A 15,391-nucleotide genomic window follows, 5' to 3' on the forward strand; every position below is an offset into this window, starting at 1 on the left:
ACATTGCGAAATCGTCTGGTATCCGGAAACCGCCCAAGGGCATACATCGGCTCCTACGTGCTTGGCAGCGGGTTCGTCCTCGCTCCCGAGCAGGCCGAGGAATTGATCCAGCGGGACCCGCGCAACAAGGACGTCCTCTTCCCCTACCTCAACGGCGAGGACCTCAACTCCCGCCCGGACTGCTCCGCTAGCCGCTGGGTGATCAACTTCCATGACTGGCCCGAGGAACGGGCCCGCGAGTACCCCGAAGTATTCGCCATCGTCGAGCGTGACGTGAAGCCGGAGCGGCTCAAGAACAACCGGCCAGCGCGTCGAGACAGGTGGTGGCAATTCGCCGAACGGGCACCAAAGCTATACGAAACTATTGCCAACCTTGACCGTGTCTTGGTGGTAGCTCGCGTCAGCAAAACGGCACTCCCCGCGTTCATTCATACCGGACACGTGATTAGCGAAGCGGCAGTCGTGTTTGCCAGCAATAAGGCGACGGATCTTTCCCTGCTGAGCAGCGGAATCCACTACACCTGGGCTATCAATCGAGGATCCAGTCTCAAGGGCGATCTACGCTACACCCCTTCCGACGTCTATGAGACGCTGCCCCAACTTGCGCCTACAAGACGCATGCAGGCTGTAGGCTTGGAATTCGACAGATTTCGGAGAAGCGCCATGAATAACCGACAGGCGGGACTCACCAAGCTCTATAACATGGTCCATAACAGCTCCGTCGTCGACAATGACATTCAGGAGCTACGGAAGGCCCACCAGGAAATCGACGAAGCGGTGGCGGAAGCGTACGGCTGGACCGACCTTGAGCTGGGACATGGTTTCCATCAGACCCGACAGGGGCCTCGGTTTACGATCGCTCCCGCTGCGCAGACCGAGGTATTGGATCGACTCTTGGAACTCAACCATGAGCAACACGGCGCTAGTTCCGGTTCGGAACCATGTGTCAGGAACCGAAAGCCCGGAGAATCCGCCAAGCTGGGACTCTTCCGCGGAAGGCAAGCGGATGCTCTGTTCTAAATAAAGGGATCAGAACAGGAATTCGTCTCCGGGCGAGGTCGCCAGGCGAGGCCCCTGCCGTCGACGATCTGAAACTACTATATTTTGGCATTCGGTACGCGAATGCTGCGAATGGTTGAGTTCTAGAAGTCGGTCCAAAATCTCAGTCCGCACGATGGGAGCGATGATGAATCGGCGGCCCTGCTGGGTGTCGAAGAAGCTGTGCCCCAGTTCAAGGTCGGTCCAGCCGTACGCTTCCGCCACCGCTTCGTCGATTTCCTGATGGACCTTCCGTAGCTCCTGAATGTCATTGTCGACGACGGAACTGTCATGGATAATATTATAGAGCTTAGTCAGCCCTATGCCTCGATTGGCCATGATGACACTCCGCGAATTTTCAAGTGCCGAACCAGCTTCTTCCATAGCTGCCGTGGTTGGCGGTTGATACAGCGTTTCGAAACAATCGGACGGAATGAATCGAAGATCTGCCTTCAGGGCCGCCGAGTATTTCGCAGTCCAGCTGTATTGAATATTGCTGGATCGGAACGCCAGGTCGCAAGCGCGACTTGTTGACATGACGACGATCATGTGCGAAAGGACTTGTGTGGCTGGAACCATTGCTGGCATCTGCGTTCGACTGGTCTGTGCTACCACCAAGACACGGTCGAGGTCCTGGATTGCCTTGAGCATGGCTGGCCTTTTTTCCGCGTACTGCCACCAGTAGTCCCGGTAGACCTTGCGGTTGTTCTTCAGCCGTTCGGGCTTCACGTCCCGTTCCACGATGGCGAATACTTCGGGGTACTCGCGGGCCCGTTCCTCGGGCCAGTCATGGAAGTTGATCACCCAGCGGCTAGCGGAGCAGTCCGGGCGGGAGTTGAGGTCCTCGCCGTTGAGGTAGGGGAAGAGGACGTCCTTGCTGCGCGGGTCCCGCTGGATCAGATCCTCGGCCTGTTCGGGTGCGAGGAGGAACCCCTTGCCCAGGACGATAGAGCCCTGGAAGGACTGTCCGGAGTTTGCTACCAGACGGTACGGCTTGCCTGAGACTCGCGATCGCGGATCGAGTGACGTGGTCACGCCACGCACGGCCACACCGTCAAGGATGCGCTCAGCAGAATCCGCCAGCGAGCGGACAGCAGTCCACACCGCGCAATACTCCAGGGCCGCCGACTTCGAAGGCCATCGCGCACTCTTGATGGCACGGCGGATCGTGATACCCGCTGCCTCCAGTTGGTCGAGGCCAACCTCTCGCGAGTCGCCCTGCGCCAGCGTGTTCGTGGCGATCAAGCCTGTCTGACCGCCGCTGTTCAGTAGTTGATGGGCACGGAGCTCGAAGTATGCCACCAGGTCTGCACTACCACGCTTTCCGTGAGCAAGGTAGTCGACCATGTACTCACGGTAGGGCTCGCCCATCGTGCCCGTGAGCTTCTGGCCCCCCAAGAACGGCGGGTTCCCCACAATCGCGTCGAACCCACCGCGCAGCGAGAACACCTCCGGGAAAACGAGTGGCCAATGTACCGGCCGCCGCTCCAGCCCCCCGTCCGGCAGCTCCGCCCCCAGCCACTCCTTCGGCCTCACCCGCGCCTCGTGCATCACGTCCGAGTCGTCGTCAACCCCGTCCTCCATAATCCGCTGGACGATCCACGCCGCCTGCGGGAAGAGGTCCCTGACGCGCTCACCGCCGTCCTCCGCGTACCACTGCACCCGCCCCGAAGCACAAGTAGCCAGCGCAGCCCCCGCGATCAGGTCACCAACCAATCGCAGCCGCCGCGAATGCCGGTTGACCTCTTCCAACCGCTCCCGCTTCTTCTGAAGCGCCGGCAGGTCGACGCCCTTGATCGCCGTGATCGCCAACCGCTCCCGGGTCAGCTGATCCACCAACTGCCGCGCCTGCTCAGCCAAGATGTCAGCCTGCTGCTCCGGCTTCATGTGCACGCCCTGGATCTGCTCCATGTTGTGCACGCCCAGCAGCGAGTCCCCGCACACCAGCCGGTCGTCCAGGAACGTGAACGGACGCCCCGGGTCCATCGACACCAGCCACAGCGACAGCTTGGCCATCTCCACCGCCATGGGGTTGATGTCCACCCCGTACAGGCAGTGCTCGATGATCTGGCGGCGGGCCTCGACAACCACCGGGTCCTGTTCCGCGTCGGCCGCCGTCACGGCGTCGATCGCGCGCCCGGCCCGATAGACCATCGCGTCCGTACGGCCTTCGTTCTCCCAGGCCTCTATCAGACGGTCGCCCAAGTACCGGCAGGCGGCCACCAGGAACGCCGCCGAACCCATCGCTATATCCGCGACCTTCAGATCGAGGATCTGCCCGACGGACTTCAGCCGCCACTCCCCCGTGTCTGCCGTCTGCAGCGGGCCCGGCTCGTACACCAGCGGTTCCAGCGCGTGCAGTACGACCTCCTCCGCGAGGAAGCGGGGCGTGTAGTGCGTGCCCGTGTTCTTCCGGAGCGAGGACTCCGTGACGTACAGGGCGCCGTTCGGGATGACCGTCGGCAGGCCCCGCAGGTCGTCGCGCAGGATGCCTACGAAGGGCACCAGCCGCTCCGTCAGCGCAGGGTCCTTCGTCACCGCGTTCAGGCGGCGCCTCGCCTCCACGGCGGCATCGGTGGACAGCGGGGCAAGCTTCTTCTCCAACTGCCCTGCCGTGGCGGGCGGCTTGGGGTCCTTCCACTTCTCGTGGATGGCCTTCGCCAGCGCCTTCACCGACGCACCCGAACCTGACGACGTGGCCGCCTTCGCCGCCAGGGACTCCAGCTCCCGCAGCGGCACCTCGTGCTCCAGGCCCTCGGGACCGATCAGGCCCACCATGTGCTCGGTCGCCCTGCGCCCGTCGTAGGACAGCAGCCCCTCGTAGACGTAGCCGATCTGCTCGACGTCCAGGGCGCGGAAGCTGAGCGTGCGGACCTCGCGGTCCTTGCCCTTGCCGACGCGGACCTCCTGGACCGCCTGGAGCATGTGGAGCACCGTACGGTCGTCTATCGGGAGCAGCGGGGTGGTGCGCTCCAGCCACGGATACGTGTCGGGGTCGAAGATCGAGCCGTCGTACGCGGGCAGGTGGAAGCCGGAGCCCGGGTGGTCCACTCCCCCGTACACGGCGTGGAAGAGAGCGATCAGGCGGTGCCACGCCGACGTCGTGTGCTCCAGTGAGGTCTCGCCCTCCTCGTCCGCGCGCGCCTTCAGCTCGTCGCGCAGGAAGCGGGCGGAGTACGAGCGCGCGTACACCTCGTTGTCGGCGGGCAGCAGGCCCCGCTCCTCGGCGAACAGGAGGAAGACGATGCGCATCATCACCGCGACCGCGCCCCGGTAGACCTCGCCCGCGCCGACGCCGGACCCGTGCAGGCCCGGTGCGCCGTGCTCGACGGCCCGGACGTCGGCTCGGCCTATGGCGTCGACGAGGAGTTCCACCGCCTGCCGTACCTGGACGCCCAGCGCCTCGGTGACGTCCTCGCCCGCCGCCAGGCTCGCCTTCAGCAGCCCGACCAACGTCTCGGACTCGTCGTACTCGAAGAAGCGGCGGCGCCGCAGCAGCGACACGAACGCGCGGACGACGTTCCGCTCCGCCGCCTCGTTCCAGCCGATGGAGTCGAAGACGGCCGTGGTCGTGACGCCACCGAGTGGCGCCCAGACCAGGCACCACCAGCGGCCGTCCGTCACCAGGCCGAGCGGCACCCCGTGGTGACGCAGCAGACGGGCGAGGCGGTCGGCCGGCGCCGCCGCCCAGTCGCCGCCGCCTCCCGCGCGGGCGGTGGGCGCGGTGCCGGCCGGAACGGTCATCCCGAGCAGCCGCACCCGCTTGGCGGCGGTCTCGGCGCTGGGCTCGGTCGCCAGATCGGTCCCCGGGTCGACCAGGGCGAAGTCGGGGCGGACCTCGGTGTTGTGCTCCGCGACGCGCAGCGTGAGGCGGTCCAGGCCGTGGTGTTCCAACTCGCCCACGCGGAGAGTCAAGGCGTCGTTCCAGCCCAGGAGCCGGGTCAGGATGTACGCCACCCATTCGTCGCGCCCCGCCGTCGTGTCGGTCTGCCAGTCGGCGTGGCGGGCGCGCAGCCGGGCGCGTTCGTCCTTCTCCAGGGTGTCGAGCTGGGGCCAGGCCCTCAGCAGGACGGGCATGGTCAGGAAGGGGCCGGAGACCTCGGTGAGGTCCAGCCACTCCTGGTGCTGCCTGCGGCCGTCGGCGGCCTTGGCCTTGGCGGCGGCGACTCCACTGCTCATGGGGCGGCGGGGGCTCATCGGCGGGCTTCCTTTGCGGGAACGACGAAGACGACGGCGGCGGGGAAGAGGTGGGAGCGGGGTTCGCGGTAGCGGGCGGCGATGGCGGCGAGTTCGCGTTCGCGCTCGGCGGGAAGGCCTTCGAGGCGTTCCCGCCAGCGGCGGCGGTCGTCCTCGAACTGGCGGCGTTCGTGGCCGGTGAGCTCGTGGGTGGACAGCAGGGCGAGCTGTTCGCCGTCGCCGTCACCCTCCTCCTTGAGCTTGGCTCGCAGGGTGGCCTCGAAGCGGTCGAGAGTTGCGGTGATACGGCGCTCCTCCTCGACCCGGCGATCGGCGAGCCTGCTCCCGAGCTGGCGGCCGAGTTCGGTGGCGCGAGCTTCCAGCGAGTTGTAGAGCGGGTCGCGGAGCCTGGGCCAGGACTCGGTGAGCTCCTTACGTAGGTGCGGGGCGGCCTCGGTGCCCTCGGTGAGCGCCTGGGACAGGACCCGGCCCTGTTCGTTCACCGACTCCCAGCGGCGGAACCGGCCAGTGTCGCCGAACCAGCCGCCCGCGTACAGGACTTCCTCGTGCAGGCGGGTGCCGTCGGTGCCGACAAGGACGTAGCGCGCGTAGGCGGAGACCAGGGTGGTGGTGACGCCGGGGTCGTCGGAGACGACGGCAGTGACGCGGTTCAGGTCAACCACGTCGGCGTTCCAGACGGCTGCGGTGAGCAGGCGCGTGGAGAGGGCGACCAGCGGGTGCTTGAGGTGGGCGAGGACCACGTCGTCCTGGGCCTGTGCGGCAACCGCCGGGGAGAAGGTGAGGGGGCACTGTTCGCCCTCGCGGAGTTTGTGGGCGAGGCCGCGGGTGGCGCGCTCCCAGCTTCCCGAGAGGGGCTGCACCTCGAAGAGGTCGCCGGGCTCGAACTGCTTGGCACGGAACGAGGAGGGCAGCAGCGCCGGCTGGTTGTCGAGGCCGAGGGCGGTGTCGACGACGCGCTTGACGTTGGCCGGGGTCAGGCCGAGGGACGACACGGTGCCCTCGTACTGGTCGGCGAGCCTCTTGGTCTGGGCGGTGACGTTCTGCTCGGGCGCGACGTCGCCACCGGTGCGGCGGCCCTTGATCGGCTTGGGCTTGGCGTTCTCGATGTCGACCGGCGCGATGTCGCCGGTCATGCGGCGCTGTACGGCGTCGGCGAGGACGGCGTTGACGGAGCCGAGGTCGTGCTCCATGCGCGCGACCTTCTTGGCGACGCGGGAGAGGAATTCCAGGTCGGCCTCGTAGGAACCCGCCTGGGCCTGCTCCCATCCGGAGCCTATGAAGTGGTAGATCTCCGGGTCCCTCTTCTGACCCCAACGGTCGATGCGGCCTATTCGCTGCTCGAGCTTGTTGGGGTTGAAGGGTATGTCGTAGTTGATCAGGCGGTGGCAGTGGTTCTGGAGGTCGATGCCTTCGCCGGCGGCGTCGGTGGCGAGCAGGATGCGGACCTTGCCCTCGTGGAGGGACGGGTCGGCCTGGAAGCCGAGGCGGATGCGTTCGCGTTCCTCGGTGGACAAGCCGCCGTGGAGGCGTTCGACGCGGCCGCCGTCGGTGAGTTCCTCCTGCTGGAGGAGGTCGTAGAGCCACTCCTGGGTGTCGCGGTACTCGGTGAAGACGACTACCCGCTCGTTGGTCCAGAACGTGCCGTCGGACGGCCGGCAGATCGCCTTGAGTTCGCGGATCAGGGTCTCGGCCTTGGAGTCTGGGGCGGCCTCGTGGGTGAAGGCCCAGCGCTCCATCTCCTGGAGCAGGTCCAGTTCCCGGCCGTCCTCGGCGGGGGTGAGGGAGGTGGAGCGGGTGAGGGCGTCGTCTTCGGCGTCGACGAGGCCGGTGTCGTCGAGGTCGGCGACGAGATCGGCGAACTCCTCCAGCCACTCGGGGACTTCGGCGGCGGCCGCGCGACCGCGGGAGGAGCCGGTGTCCTCCAGGTGGGAGAGGTAGACCTGGACGGTGTGGAGGAAGGCCGCCGGAGAGGAGAACAGGCGCTTCTTCAGCAGCAGCGTCACCAGGTCTGCGGCGCGGCGGCCACCACGGGCCTTCGGGGACAGCTTCTTGCGGCGCAGTTCGGCGAACGATCCGAGCAGTTGGTGGATCTCACGCTCCTGCGGCGTGTAGTTGACCGAGAGTTCCAGGGTCTTGCGGGTACGGAAGCGGGGCGTCCCGTCGGGGTTCGTGACGGTGGACTTCAGGCGACGTACGACGGTGTCCTTGAGGGCTTCCTTGTCAGGGTCCACGCCGCGCGCGAAGCGCTGGTCGTCGATGAGTTCCAGGAGCGCCGTGTACGACTCGGGGTAGCCGTTGTGCGGGGTGGCCGAGAGGAAGAGCCGGTGCTCGAAGTGCGGGACGAGGCGCCGGATCAGCTTGGTCTGCTGGGAGTCGACCGCGTATACCTGCTTGGGTGCGGCGGGCGCCACGTGGTGCGCCTCGTCGAGGACGAGCAGGTCGAAAAAGCGCTTGTGCTCGCCGTCGGGGCTCTCCTCGGGGGCGCCGATGACCTCGTCGAGGAGGCGCTGGGCCTTCTGGCCGCGCAGCCAGGGCAGGGAGACGATGGTGAGCGGGTGGACGCGGAAGGGATTTGCTGCTGTGCCGTGGGTACGGCGCAGACGGGCGCAGTGCTCGGAGTCGACGATGGTGAACTCCAGGCCGAACTTCTCGGCCATCTCGTCCCGCCACTTGAGGGTGAGGCCGGCCGGGCAGACGACCATGGTGCGGCGGGCCCGGCCGCGCAGCAGCAGCTCCTGCACGACGAGGCCGGCCTCGATGGTCTTGCCGAGACCGACGTCGTCGGCGAGGAGGAGGTTGACGCGGGGTGCGCCGACCGCCCGGGAGACCGGCTCCAGCTGGTACGGCTCCACGGCGACGCCCGAACGGAACGGAGCCTGGAGGGTTTTGGCGTCGGCAGAGGCGACAGCGGACCAGCGAACGGCGTCGAGGAACGCGGCGAGGCGGTTCGGGGAGTCGTACGAACCGGTGGAGGCATCGGGGAGAGAACCGGCGGGCAGCACGCGGCGGCCGGGCTCCACCTCCCAGATGACGGAGAGGGTGTCGCCGAAACGGCCGTCGGCGACGGACTGGAGATGGACCAAGGTGGCGCCCCGGCGGTCCTCGTCGCCGTCGGCGGCCGGGGACTGTTCGACGCGTGCGACCACCCATGACTGGCCGCGCACCTCGACGAGATTGCCTTCCTCGGGGAGCTGTTCCGCCCCCGTCCGCTCGGTCTCGCGCTGAACTGCTGGCGTCATGGGCGCTGTTCCCCTCGGTGTCCCCTGCGCCGTCCGTAGACAGTGGCCCGTCTCCCCACCGGAACAGCACGATCGGAGCGTAACACGGCCCGTCAACTGTGAACAGAGATTACAAAGTTGGGGGCGTAGTACGTTTCAGCTTCAGGCCATGCGCCGCAGCCGACCCAGCAACATCCGACTGCGTCCGTGCCGGGTATCACCCTCGGGCAGCACCCTGTCCTCGTCGTCGGCCAGCCGCCGCACCAGTTCCGCCGCCGCGTGCCGCTCTCCCGTACGGACCAGCAGCACGGCGATCTCGTACCGCGTGTCCAGCACCGCGGGGTCACCAGGCCCGAGAAGGCTGCGCTGCTCGGCGAGGACCGACTTCAGCTCGTCCAGGGCCTCACGGGTGCGGCCGAGCGCGCCCACGCACAGGGCGGCTCCGGCTCGGGCGGTGAGAAAGTCGGCGCGCCCGAGGCCAGGGGCAGCCATGAGTTCCCCGTACTCCTCCAAGGCGCGGGCGGGGTGGCCGGACTGGCGCAGGGCGGCGATTTCGGTCAGTCGTGGGTGCGCGAGCGCCGTAGCAGCAGCCGTCGTCCGTGCCGGGGCCCAGGCCGCGAGCAGGGCGGCCACTTCGGCCGCGGAGGCAGGCCGGTCCTCGGGCTTCTTCTCCAGCAGGCCCGCCACGAGCATCTGCAACCCGGTCGGGACGCCGGAGCGGCGCTCGGCGAGCGGAGGCACGGGCTCGTTCGCGTGCCGGTGGTACAGCATGAAGGGGCTGCCGTCGGTGAAGGGGGGCGTCCCGGTGAGCAGTTCGTAGAGGACACAGCCCAGCGAGTAGAGGTCACTGGCGGGCACGGTCTTGCCCACGGCCTGCTCGGGTGCCATGTAGACGACCGTGCCGGGGGTCGCGTTGGCCGCGGTGAAGCGGGTTTCGCCAGGCTGGGGTTCCAGGGCGGCCGCAACACCGAAGTCGAGGACTTTGATCTCGCAGCCCGGGGTGATCATCAGGTTCGACGGTTTCAGGTCGCGGTGCACGACGCTCTGGCCGTGGGCGTAGGCAAGCACGTCGGCGGCACGCCGTGCGACGTCTGCCGCATGCTCGACCGCTAGCGGGCCGTCGCTCTCGAGTACGGCGTCGAGGGCACGGCCCGGGACGAGGTCCATGACGAGGTAGAGCTCGCCCTCGTGGCTGCCGTGATCATGGACGGCGGGGATGCCCGGGTGGTCCAGCCGGCTGGTGAGTCGCGCCTCGCGCAGGAACCGGCGCTCCAACGTGGTGAGTTCGGCACTGCGGCTGCGGGGCGCGAGGAGCTTTATGGCCACTTCCCGGCCGTGGTCACGGTCGTACGCCGCCCAGACGACCCCCATGCCGCCTCGGCCCAGCTCGTGCGTGAGCTCGTACCGTCCAAGGCTTCGCCGCATTGCGCCCGTCCCCAGTCCCGGCGCCCGCGGCGCCTGTCACACCCCTGCGGCCGGGAGCGGCGGGGCGCACCCGGTCAGCGAGGGCATCCTCTCACTGTTCACACGGGCCTCGGCCCCTGCGGTACGACGAAAGGGCGGCGTGGGTCCTCGGGCAGACCGCGGCGGGTGGCCAGCCCTGGGTCAGATTCCGGAAGGTAGGGGGCGAGGGCCGCGTAGACCTCGGTGGCGGAGGAGGGGCGGTCGTCCGGGCGCTTGGCGAGCAGGGCCGTGACCAGCTCCTGAAGGGCGCCGGGGACGTTCACGCCCGAGCCGGAGATGACGGGCGGGGGCGAGCTCAGGTGGCGGGAGGCCAGGAGCGCCGGCTGGTCTGTGGCGAAGGGCGTTCTGCCCGTGAGCATGTGGTGCAGCAGGCAGCCCACTGCGTAGAGATCGCTGCGGCCGTCGAGACGGTCTTGGCCCGAGAGCAGTTCGGGTGACGCGCAGAATATGTTGCCGATGCCCTCGCCGGTCATGGTCAGGCGCGGGTCGACGTCAGTGAGCAGCTTCACCAGTCCGAAGTCCAGGATCTTGACGACGCCGTCCCGCCGAACCATGACGTTCTGCGTCTTGAGGTCGCGGTGCACGAGGTCGGCGCCGTGGGCCGCGGATAGCCCGGCGCACAGCTGGGCGGCGACGGCGGCGGCCGAGGGCACGTCGAATCGTTCGCCCTCCTGCTGGTCGAAGAGGTACTCCAAGGTGGTGCCCTCGATCAGTTCCATCACCAGACAACAGGTGTCGTCCGTGATCGACGCGTCGAAGACCGTGGTGATGTTGGGGTGGTCGAGGCGCGCCGCGGCCTGCGCCTCCCTCTTGAAACGAGCCAGCGCCTCCTTGCGGCTCTGCGGGACGGCCAGCAGATCCGCGGCGATCGTCTTCACCGCCACGGGCCGCTCGAGATACAGGTCAGACCCTTGCCACACCTGCCCCATCACGCCTCGGCCGAGAACCGACTGCAGCTGGTAGCGGTCGCGCACCACTGTTCCCGCCGTGAATTTCTGCATTTCGCCCATCTTCCACACTTCTCACACAGCGACTGCGTAGTTCTACACTGTGAACAAAGTCAATGAGCGTAGTAGCCTTCCACGCACCCCAGCCACTGGGACCCTGACCAGCCCAGCCGGCCAAGCACCTCGGAGACTGTTCGATGAGTACAACCAACGCCGTACCCGTCAGCTTGGCCGAGATCGCCCGGATCGCCGGCGTGGGGCGCGCGGCAGTGAGCAACTGGCGCCGCCGTCATGACTCTTTTCCCACCCGCATCGGCGGCACCGACGTCAGTCCGCAGTTCTCACTGGCGGAGGTGGAGCAATGGCTGCGGGACAACGGCAAGCTCAAGGACATCGGTGGCCGCGAGTTCCTCTGGCCGCGGTTCGAGGCACTCGGCAGCAGGGACGAGTCGGGCTTGGCTGTCGCCGAGGCGGCCCGTCGAATGCGTGCTCCTCGTGCCCGGATTTCGCATTCCGAACTCTCCGCCGAAGCCCGAGAGTTGGTGGGCGAGGCGGCGAGGCTGGGGCGAAGCGAGGGGCAGCGCGAGACCTTTGAGTTCCTGCTGCAACGGTGGCTCGAAACGCATGTACGGCAGCTCAGCAGCACACCTCCGCAGCTCGCCTCGCTGATGACCCGGATCGCCCTTGCCGTCCGTCTCGGCGAGGGCGAAGGAGGGCTGACCGTCTTCGATCCAGCCTGCGGCACTGGGCATCTGCCTGCCGCGGCCGCGCAGGAATACGACGGTTCGGGCTTGGTAGTGCTGGGGTGCGAGCGGGATCCCGCACTCGCAGCGCTGGCCTCCGCCCGGCTCGGATTCATCACGGAGCACAGGGACGTCCGTACGGAGATCGCCACGGCTGACGCGCTGCGCGAGGATCCGTTCGCCGGGGCGCGAGCCGACATCGCGGTCTGCAACCCACCGTTCAACGAACGCGACTGGGGCTATGAGGAACTCGCCACCGACCAGCGCTGGACACACGGACTACCCCCGCGGACCGAGCCGGAACTGGCCTGGGTACAGCACCTGCTCTCTCACCTGAAGCCCGGCGGGACAGCTGTCATCGTCCTTCCACCCGCCGTCGCGTCACGCAAGGCGGGCCGACGCATCCGGGGTTCCCTGCTGCGTACCGGTGCGCTTCGAGCGGTCGTGGCCCTGCCACCCGGCAGCGCACAACCGCACAGTGTGTCACTCCAGTTGTGGGTTCTGAGGGCAGCTCCGGACAGCCCCCTCTCCGCTCCACCCAGCCAGGACGCGCTACTCGTGGACGCCACACACTTCGCACGACCCGGCGCGCGCGAGCCGGGACCCGACTGGGACGCTCTCGGCTCATTCGTCCTCTCCGCCGTGGAAGCCCTCGACCGTCCGGACGATGACCTACCGGAAAGCGCCGTGCGCGTCCCCCTGCTCGACCTGCTGGACGACGAGGTGGACGTCACTCCGGGTCGCTACACCGCGTCGAGCACGGAACCATCCGGCATCGAACTCGCGACATCGTGGGGACAGTTGGGGGCCTCCCTGACCGACCTGGCCGGTCAGGTGCAGTATCTTTCCAAACTCGGCTTCGAGGCCGAGACACCGCAGGCCACAGCTACCGTCGGGGACCTCGTCAAGGCCGGTGCCCTGACGCTCCGCGCCGGGCAACAACCATCGGAGACCGCGGCACCACCTCGTAAAACCGCCGTCCCGCTCCTTACCGTTCCTGACCTACTGATGGACGGCACTCCCAGCGGGCTACTCCTCGCCGACTCGGCACACACCATCGCGGAGGAGGGCGACGTCGTGGTCGCCGGAGTGATCAGGGCATTCAAAGCATGGGTGCACGAAGGACCGCCGATGGCCCTGGGTCCCCAGCTCTACTCCCTGCGGGTGGACCCGGAGAAACTGGATGCCCATTTCCTCGCCGGCTGTCTGCGCTCGCCCGCCAACGGACGCCAGGCAGGCACCCACGCCTCCAGCTCGTCCAGGGTTGACATCCGGCGCCTTCAGGTACTCCAACTTCCCCTGGAGGAGCAGGCGACTTACGCCGAAACCTTCCGTCGCCTCAAGGCCTTCGAGGCGCTTCTCACCAGGGCGGAGGGCCTGGGCAAGGGGCTGGTGGGCGACATGAGCGATCTACTCGCCGCGGGTGGGCTGATCATCTGACAGCATCGCACAGGTTCGGGCGCTCTTCGCTGTCTGCGACGAACCACCGGCCCAGTCAATGGAGTTGGTGCGTCGCCCATGAGCGCCAGGAGCGCCAGGTCCTCAGCGGCGCCGCTTGCCGCCCCGTCTGCCGTTCTTTCGGTGGCCGCGCTGCTGAACAAGGCCGACGTGGGCCTTGCGCTCCCAGGGCACACGCTCGGCGAGGGCCTGAAGGTCCGCGAGGCCCTCTCGGTCCGGGTGACCGGAGGCCAGAGCCGCCCGGAGGGCCTCTTCGGCCTCGCGACCCTGTTGGCGTAGTACCTCCCTCACCCCGTCGGCACCGGTCGCCTCACAGAGCTGCAACAGGCTTTCAGCGACCATGAGCAGGCTTTCCGGCTCCGTGAGGTCCTCGGGGGTGAGAATCTCCCGGCGGGCCAGGAGGCTCAGCGCGGTGGGAGCCAGCGAGGGGTCCGAACGCAGGCTTCGCAGCAGGAGCTCCCCGTCGTCGAGCGATGAGACGAGGACGTCCAGCATGGCCTCGGCCCGGGTACGGAACGGCATGGTCCGCACCGCGCGGACGAGCTGCTCCAGCGCCGCGGACCGGTCGCCGTGGACGGCGATCCACGCGGTGAGCTCCGCCCGGGCGGACTCCGGATCGTAGTGATCGGCGAGGACGCCCAGCAAACCGGCCGGCGCGGCCTGGGCAAGCTCGCCGATCAGGGGTGCGTCCCGGCCTTCGGCCAGCAGCCGACGGCGCACGGAGTCCGTTCCGAGGTCAGTGAGACGGATCAACTCGACCGGGCCCGAGTTCAGTTCGGACTTCAGTTTCCGGGCCCGCTGGGTGGCCTCGTCATCCAACAGAGCGTCACTCAACAGGGCGTCATCGGGCGGGGCGCCGTCCAACAGGGCGTCACCCGACAGGGTCTCGTCCAGCAGCGCGTCGTCCAGCGGCCCGGCAAGTCCGGTCGGCATCCCCGGCAGTATGCCGGACGGCGTCTCGAGGTCGTCATCGTCCTCGGCCGGTGTTCCGGCCCACCCCTCGAGGTCGTTCTCGCTCATCGCCAGATCCGCAAAGACAGGGTCGGCCATCCCCTGGTGGCACTCGATCGCCCCCAGGTCCTCCAGAACACCCAGCACGGTGCGCAGATCGTCATCGGCCTGTCCGAACCCGATGGAGTCCGTGGCCAAGACCTCGAGCAGGGAACTCGAGCGGTAAGCGAGGTTGACGGTGTCCCGCAGCCGGGGCCAGGGCATGGGGTACGGCAGGCTGTAGAGGGTTGCCAGTACGTCGGGCAGGACGACGTCGTACACGTCGTACTCGCCGAACAGCACGGATACTCCGTACCTGCCGCCGCGCCCGCCTCTCACTGGGCTGGGCAGCTCGCGGAACGCGTCGAACGCGCGCCGCCACAGTGCAAGCGGGTCGTTCAGCACAGGCTCGGCCTTGGCCACCGCGTACAGCCTCCCCTTGGCGACTCGTATCAGCCTGGCTGTCTTCGCCCACTCCACAAGGAGGTTGAGGCGCGGCAGGTCCGCGGACGAGCGGACCGAGTCCGTGTCATCTCCGGTGTCCAGCCGCTCCACGAGTTCCCGGGCATCTGACAGACGCAGCCTGCCGGAACCGGTAAGCGTCCTGCGGTCGCGCCCCGCCCACTCGGCCAAGCCACGCAGCTGCCGCAGGACCGGTGACCGGCCGGCCTGCTCCCGCAGGACGTCGTCGCCCGGGAGCGCGACCGGGAGCTGCGGCTCGGACCGTACGGGCCCGGAACTCCGCATGTGCCGCTCGACGATGGTCTGAAGCACCTCCGGGTCGTAGGGCACCTCGCCACCCTGTGCCCGCCCCACGAAGTCCTGCAACGCCTGCTCGTCGTGGACGTCGACGCCCCGCTCCGCGGCGGTAGTGATCCAGAACTTCGCCAGGCCCCAGCGGCTGCGGTCGGTCATCGCCTCCGCATAGCGGGGCGCCACCGCGTCGACGGCCTCCAGCACCTCGGGCAGGGACGCCCCTCGAGGATCGGCAAGATGGACGGCGTCCAGATACCGCAGCAGGCACCGCAGGGTGCCCGGCGCATCGGCGGGCTCCTCGTCGGGAAGTACGGTCACCGTCCGCGGAACCCAGTCGAGCAGGAACTCCTCGATGTGCCGCTGGTCCCACAGTCCCAGCCTGCCGTCCGGCGTACCGAGATGGCGGTAGTCCAGCGCGGCTTCGACGACGAACGGATCGGCGTCGATCCCGTTCTCCCAGGCCCACTGTTCGAACCGGTGGACAAGAAGAGCACAAACCGCCTCGTACTCGTTCTCCTCCGCGGGATTGAAGATCATCCGCATGGTTTCCCGCTCTTGTCTTTCGCAGGGCTCTGTCTCG

7 protein-coding genes are annotated in these 15,391 nt (G+C 67.9%); 2 read left to right on the forward strand and 5 right to left on the reverse strand.

Annotated features, from left to right (window positions below):
• Nucleotides 1-3 precede the first annotated feature (3 nt).
• Nucleotides 4-1,020 carry a type IIL restriction-modification enzyme MmeI gene (locus C4B68_RS41245; RefSeq protein WP_373682235.1) on the forward strand — a complete coding sequence of 339 codons (1,017 nt, stop codon included), beginning with the start codon at nt 4-6 and terminating at the stop codon, nt 1,018-1,020.
• A 9-nt stretch (nt 1,021-1,029) separates the two neighbouring features.
• Here the strand turns inward: C4B68_RS41245 and C4B68_RS05810 are convergent, their stop codons facing one another.
• The 4 genes from C4B68_RS05810 to C4B68_RS05825 form a co-directional block, all read right to left on the reverse strand.
• Nucleotides 1,030-5,235 (reverse strand): Eco57I restriction-modification methylase domain-containing protein, encoded by a 4,206-nt coding sequence (locus C4B68_RS05810; RefSeq protein WP_099502811.1) that lies wholly within the window; start codon nt 5,233-5,235, stop codon nt 1,030-1,032.
• Nucleotides 5,232-8,474, reverse strand: a complete 3,243-nt coding sequence (drmD, locus tag C4B68_RS05815; RefSeq protein ID WP_099502813.1) for a DISARM system SNF2-like helicase DrmD — start codon at nt 8,472-8,474, stop codon at nt 5,232-5,234. The genes C4B68_RS05810 and drmD overlap by 4 nt, the downstream gene beginning before the upstream one ends.
• A 141-nt stretch (nt 8,475-8,615) precedes the next feature.
• Nucleotides 8,616-9,878 (reverse strand): serine/threonine-protein kinase, encoded by a 1,263-nt coding sequence (locus C4B68_RS05820; RefSeq protein WP_099502816.1) that lies wholly within the window; start codon nt 9,876-9,878, stop codon nt 8,616-8,618.
• 98 nt (nt 9,879-9,976) lie between these two features.
• Entirely contained in the window at nt 9,977-10,918 is a 942-nt protein-coding gene (locus C4B68_RS05825; protein WP_099502818.1) for a serine/threonine-protein kinase, read from the reverse strand.
• Between the two features lie 143 nt (nt 10,919-11,061).
• Here C4B68_RS05825 and C4B68_RS05830 point away from each other — a divergent pair, with 143 nt between their 5' ends.
• The gene (locus tag C4B68_RS05830; protein WP_099502820.1) at nt 11,062-13,047 is read left to right on the forward strand and encodes an N-6 DNA methylase; all 1,986 of its coding nucleotides are present in this window, start codon (nt 11,062-11,064) and stop codon (nt 13,045-13,047) included.
• Between the two features lie 102 nt (nt 13,048-13,149).
• On the opposite strand, the gene C4B68_RS05835 is transcribed toward C4B68_RS05830, so the two are convergent.
• A complete protein-coding gene (locus tag C4B68_RS05835) occupies nt 13,150-15,348 on the reverse strand; it encodes a hypothetical protein (RefSeq protein ID WP_099502901.1) in 2,199 nt (732 codons plus the stop codon).
• Nucleotides 15,349-15,391 lie beyond the last annotated feature (43 nt).

The sequence above is a fragment of the Streptomyces dengpaensis genome, from assembly GCF_002946835.1.
In the GTDB taxonomy this organism is placed as follows: domain Bacteria; phylum Actinomycetota; class Actinomycetes; order Streptomycetales; family Streptomycetaceae; genus Streptomyces; species Streptomyces dengpaensis.

Bases quoted from the DNA above. Each gene is read 5' to 3' on its own strand.
- C4B68_RS05810 (WP_099502811.1), bottom strand. From the start codon at position 5,235: ATGAGCCCCCGCCGCCCCATGAGCAGTGGAGTCGCCGCCGCCAAGGCC.
- drmD (WP_099502813.1), bottom strand. From the start codon at position 8,474: ATGACGCCAGCAGTTCAGCGCGAGACCGAGCGGACGGGGGCGGAACAG.
- C4B68_RS05820 (WP_099502816.1), bottom strand. From the start codon at position 9,878: ATGCGGCGAAGCCTTGGACGGTACGAGCTCACGCACGAGCTGGGCCGA.
- C4B68_RS05825 (WP_099502818.1), bottom strand. From the start codon at position 10,918: ATGCAGAAATTCACGGCGGGAACAGTGGTGCGCGACCGCTACCAGCTG.
- C4B68_RS05830 (WP_099502820.1), top strand. From the start codon at position 11,062: ATGAGTACAACCAACGCCGTACCCGTCAGCTTGGCCGAGATCGCCCGG.
- C4B68_RS05835 (WP_099502901.1), bottom strand. From the start codon at position 15,348: ATGATCTTCAATCCCGCGGAGGAGAACGAGTACGAGGCGGTTTGTGCT.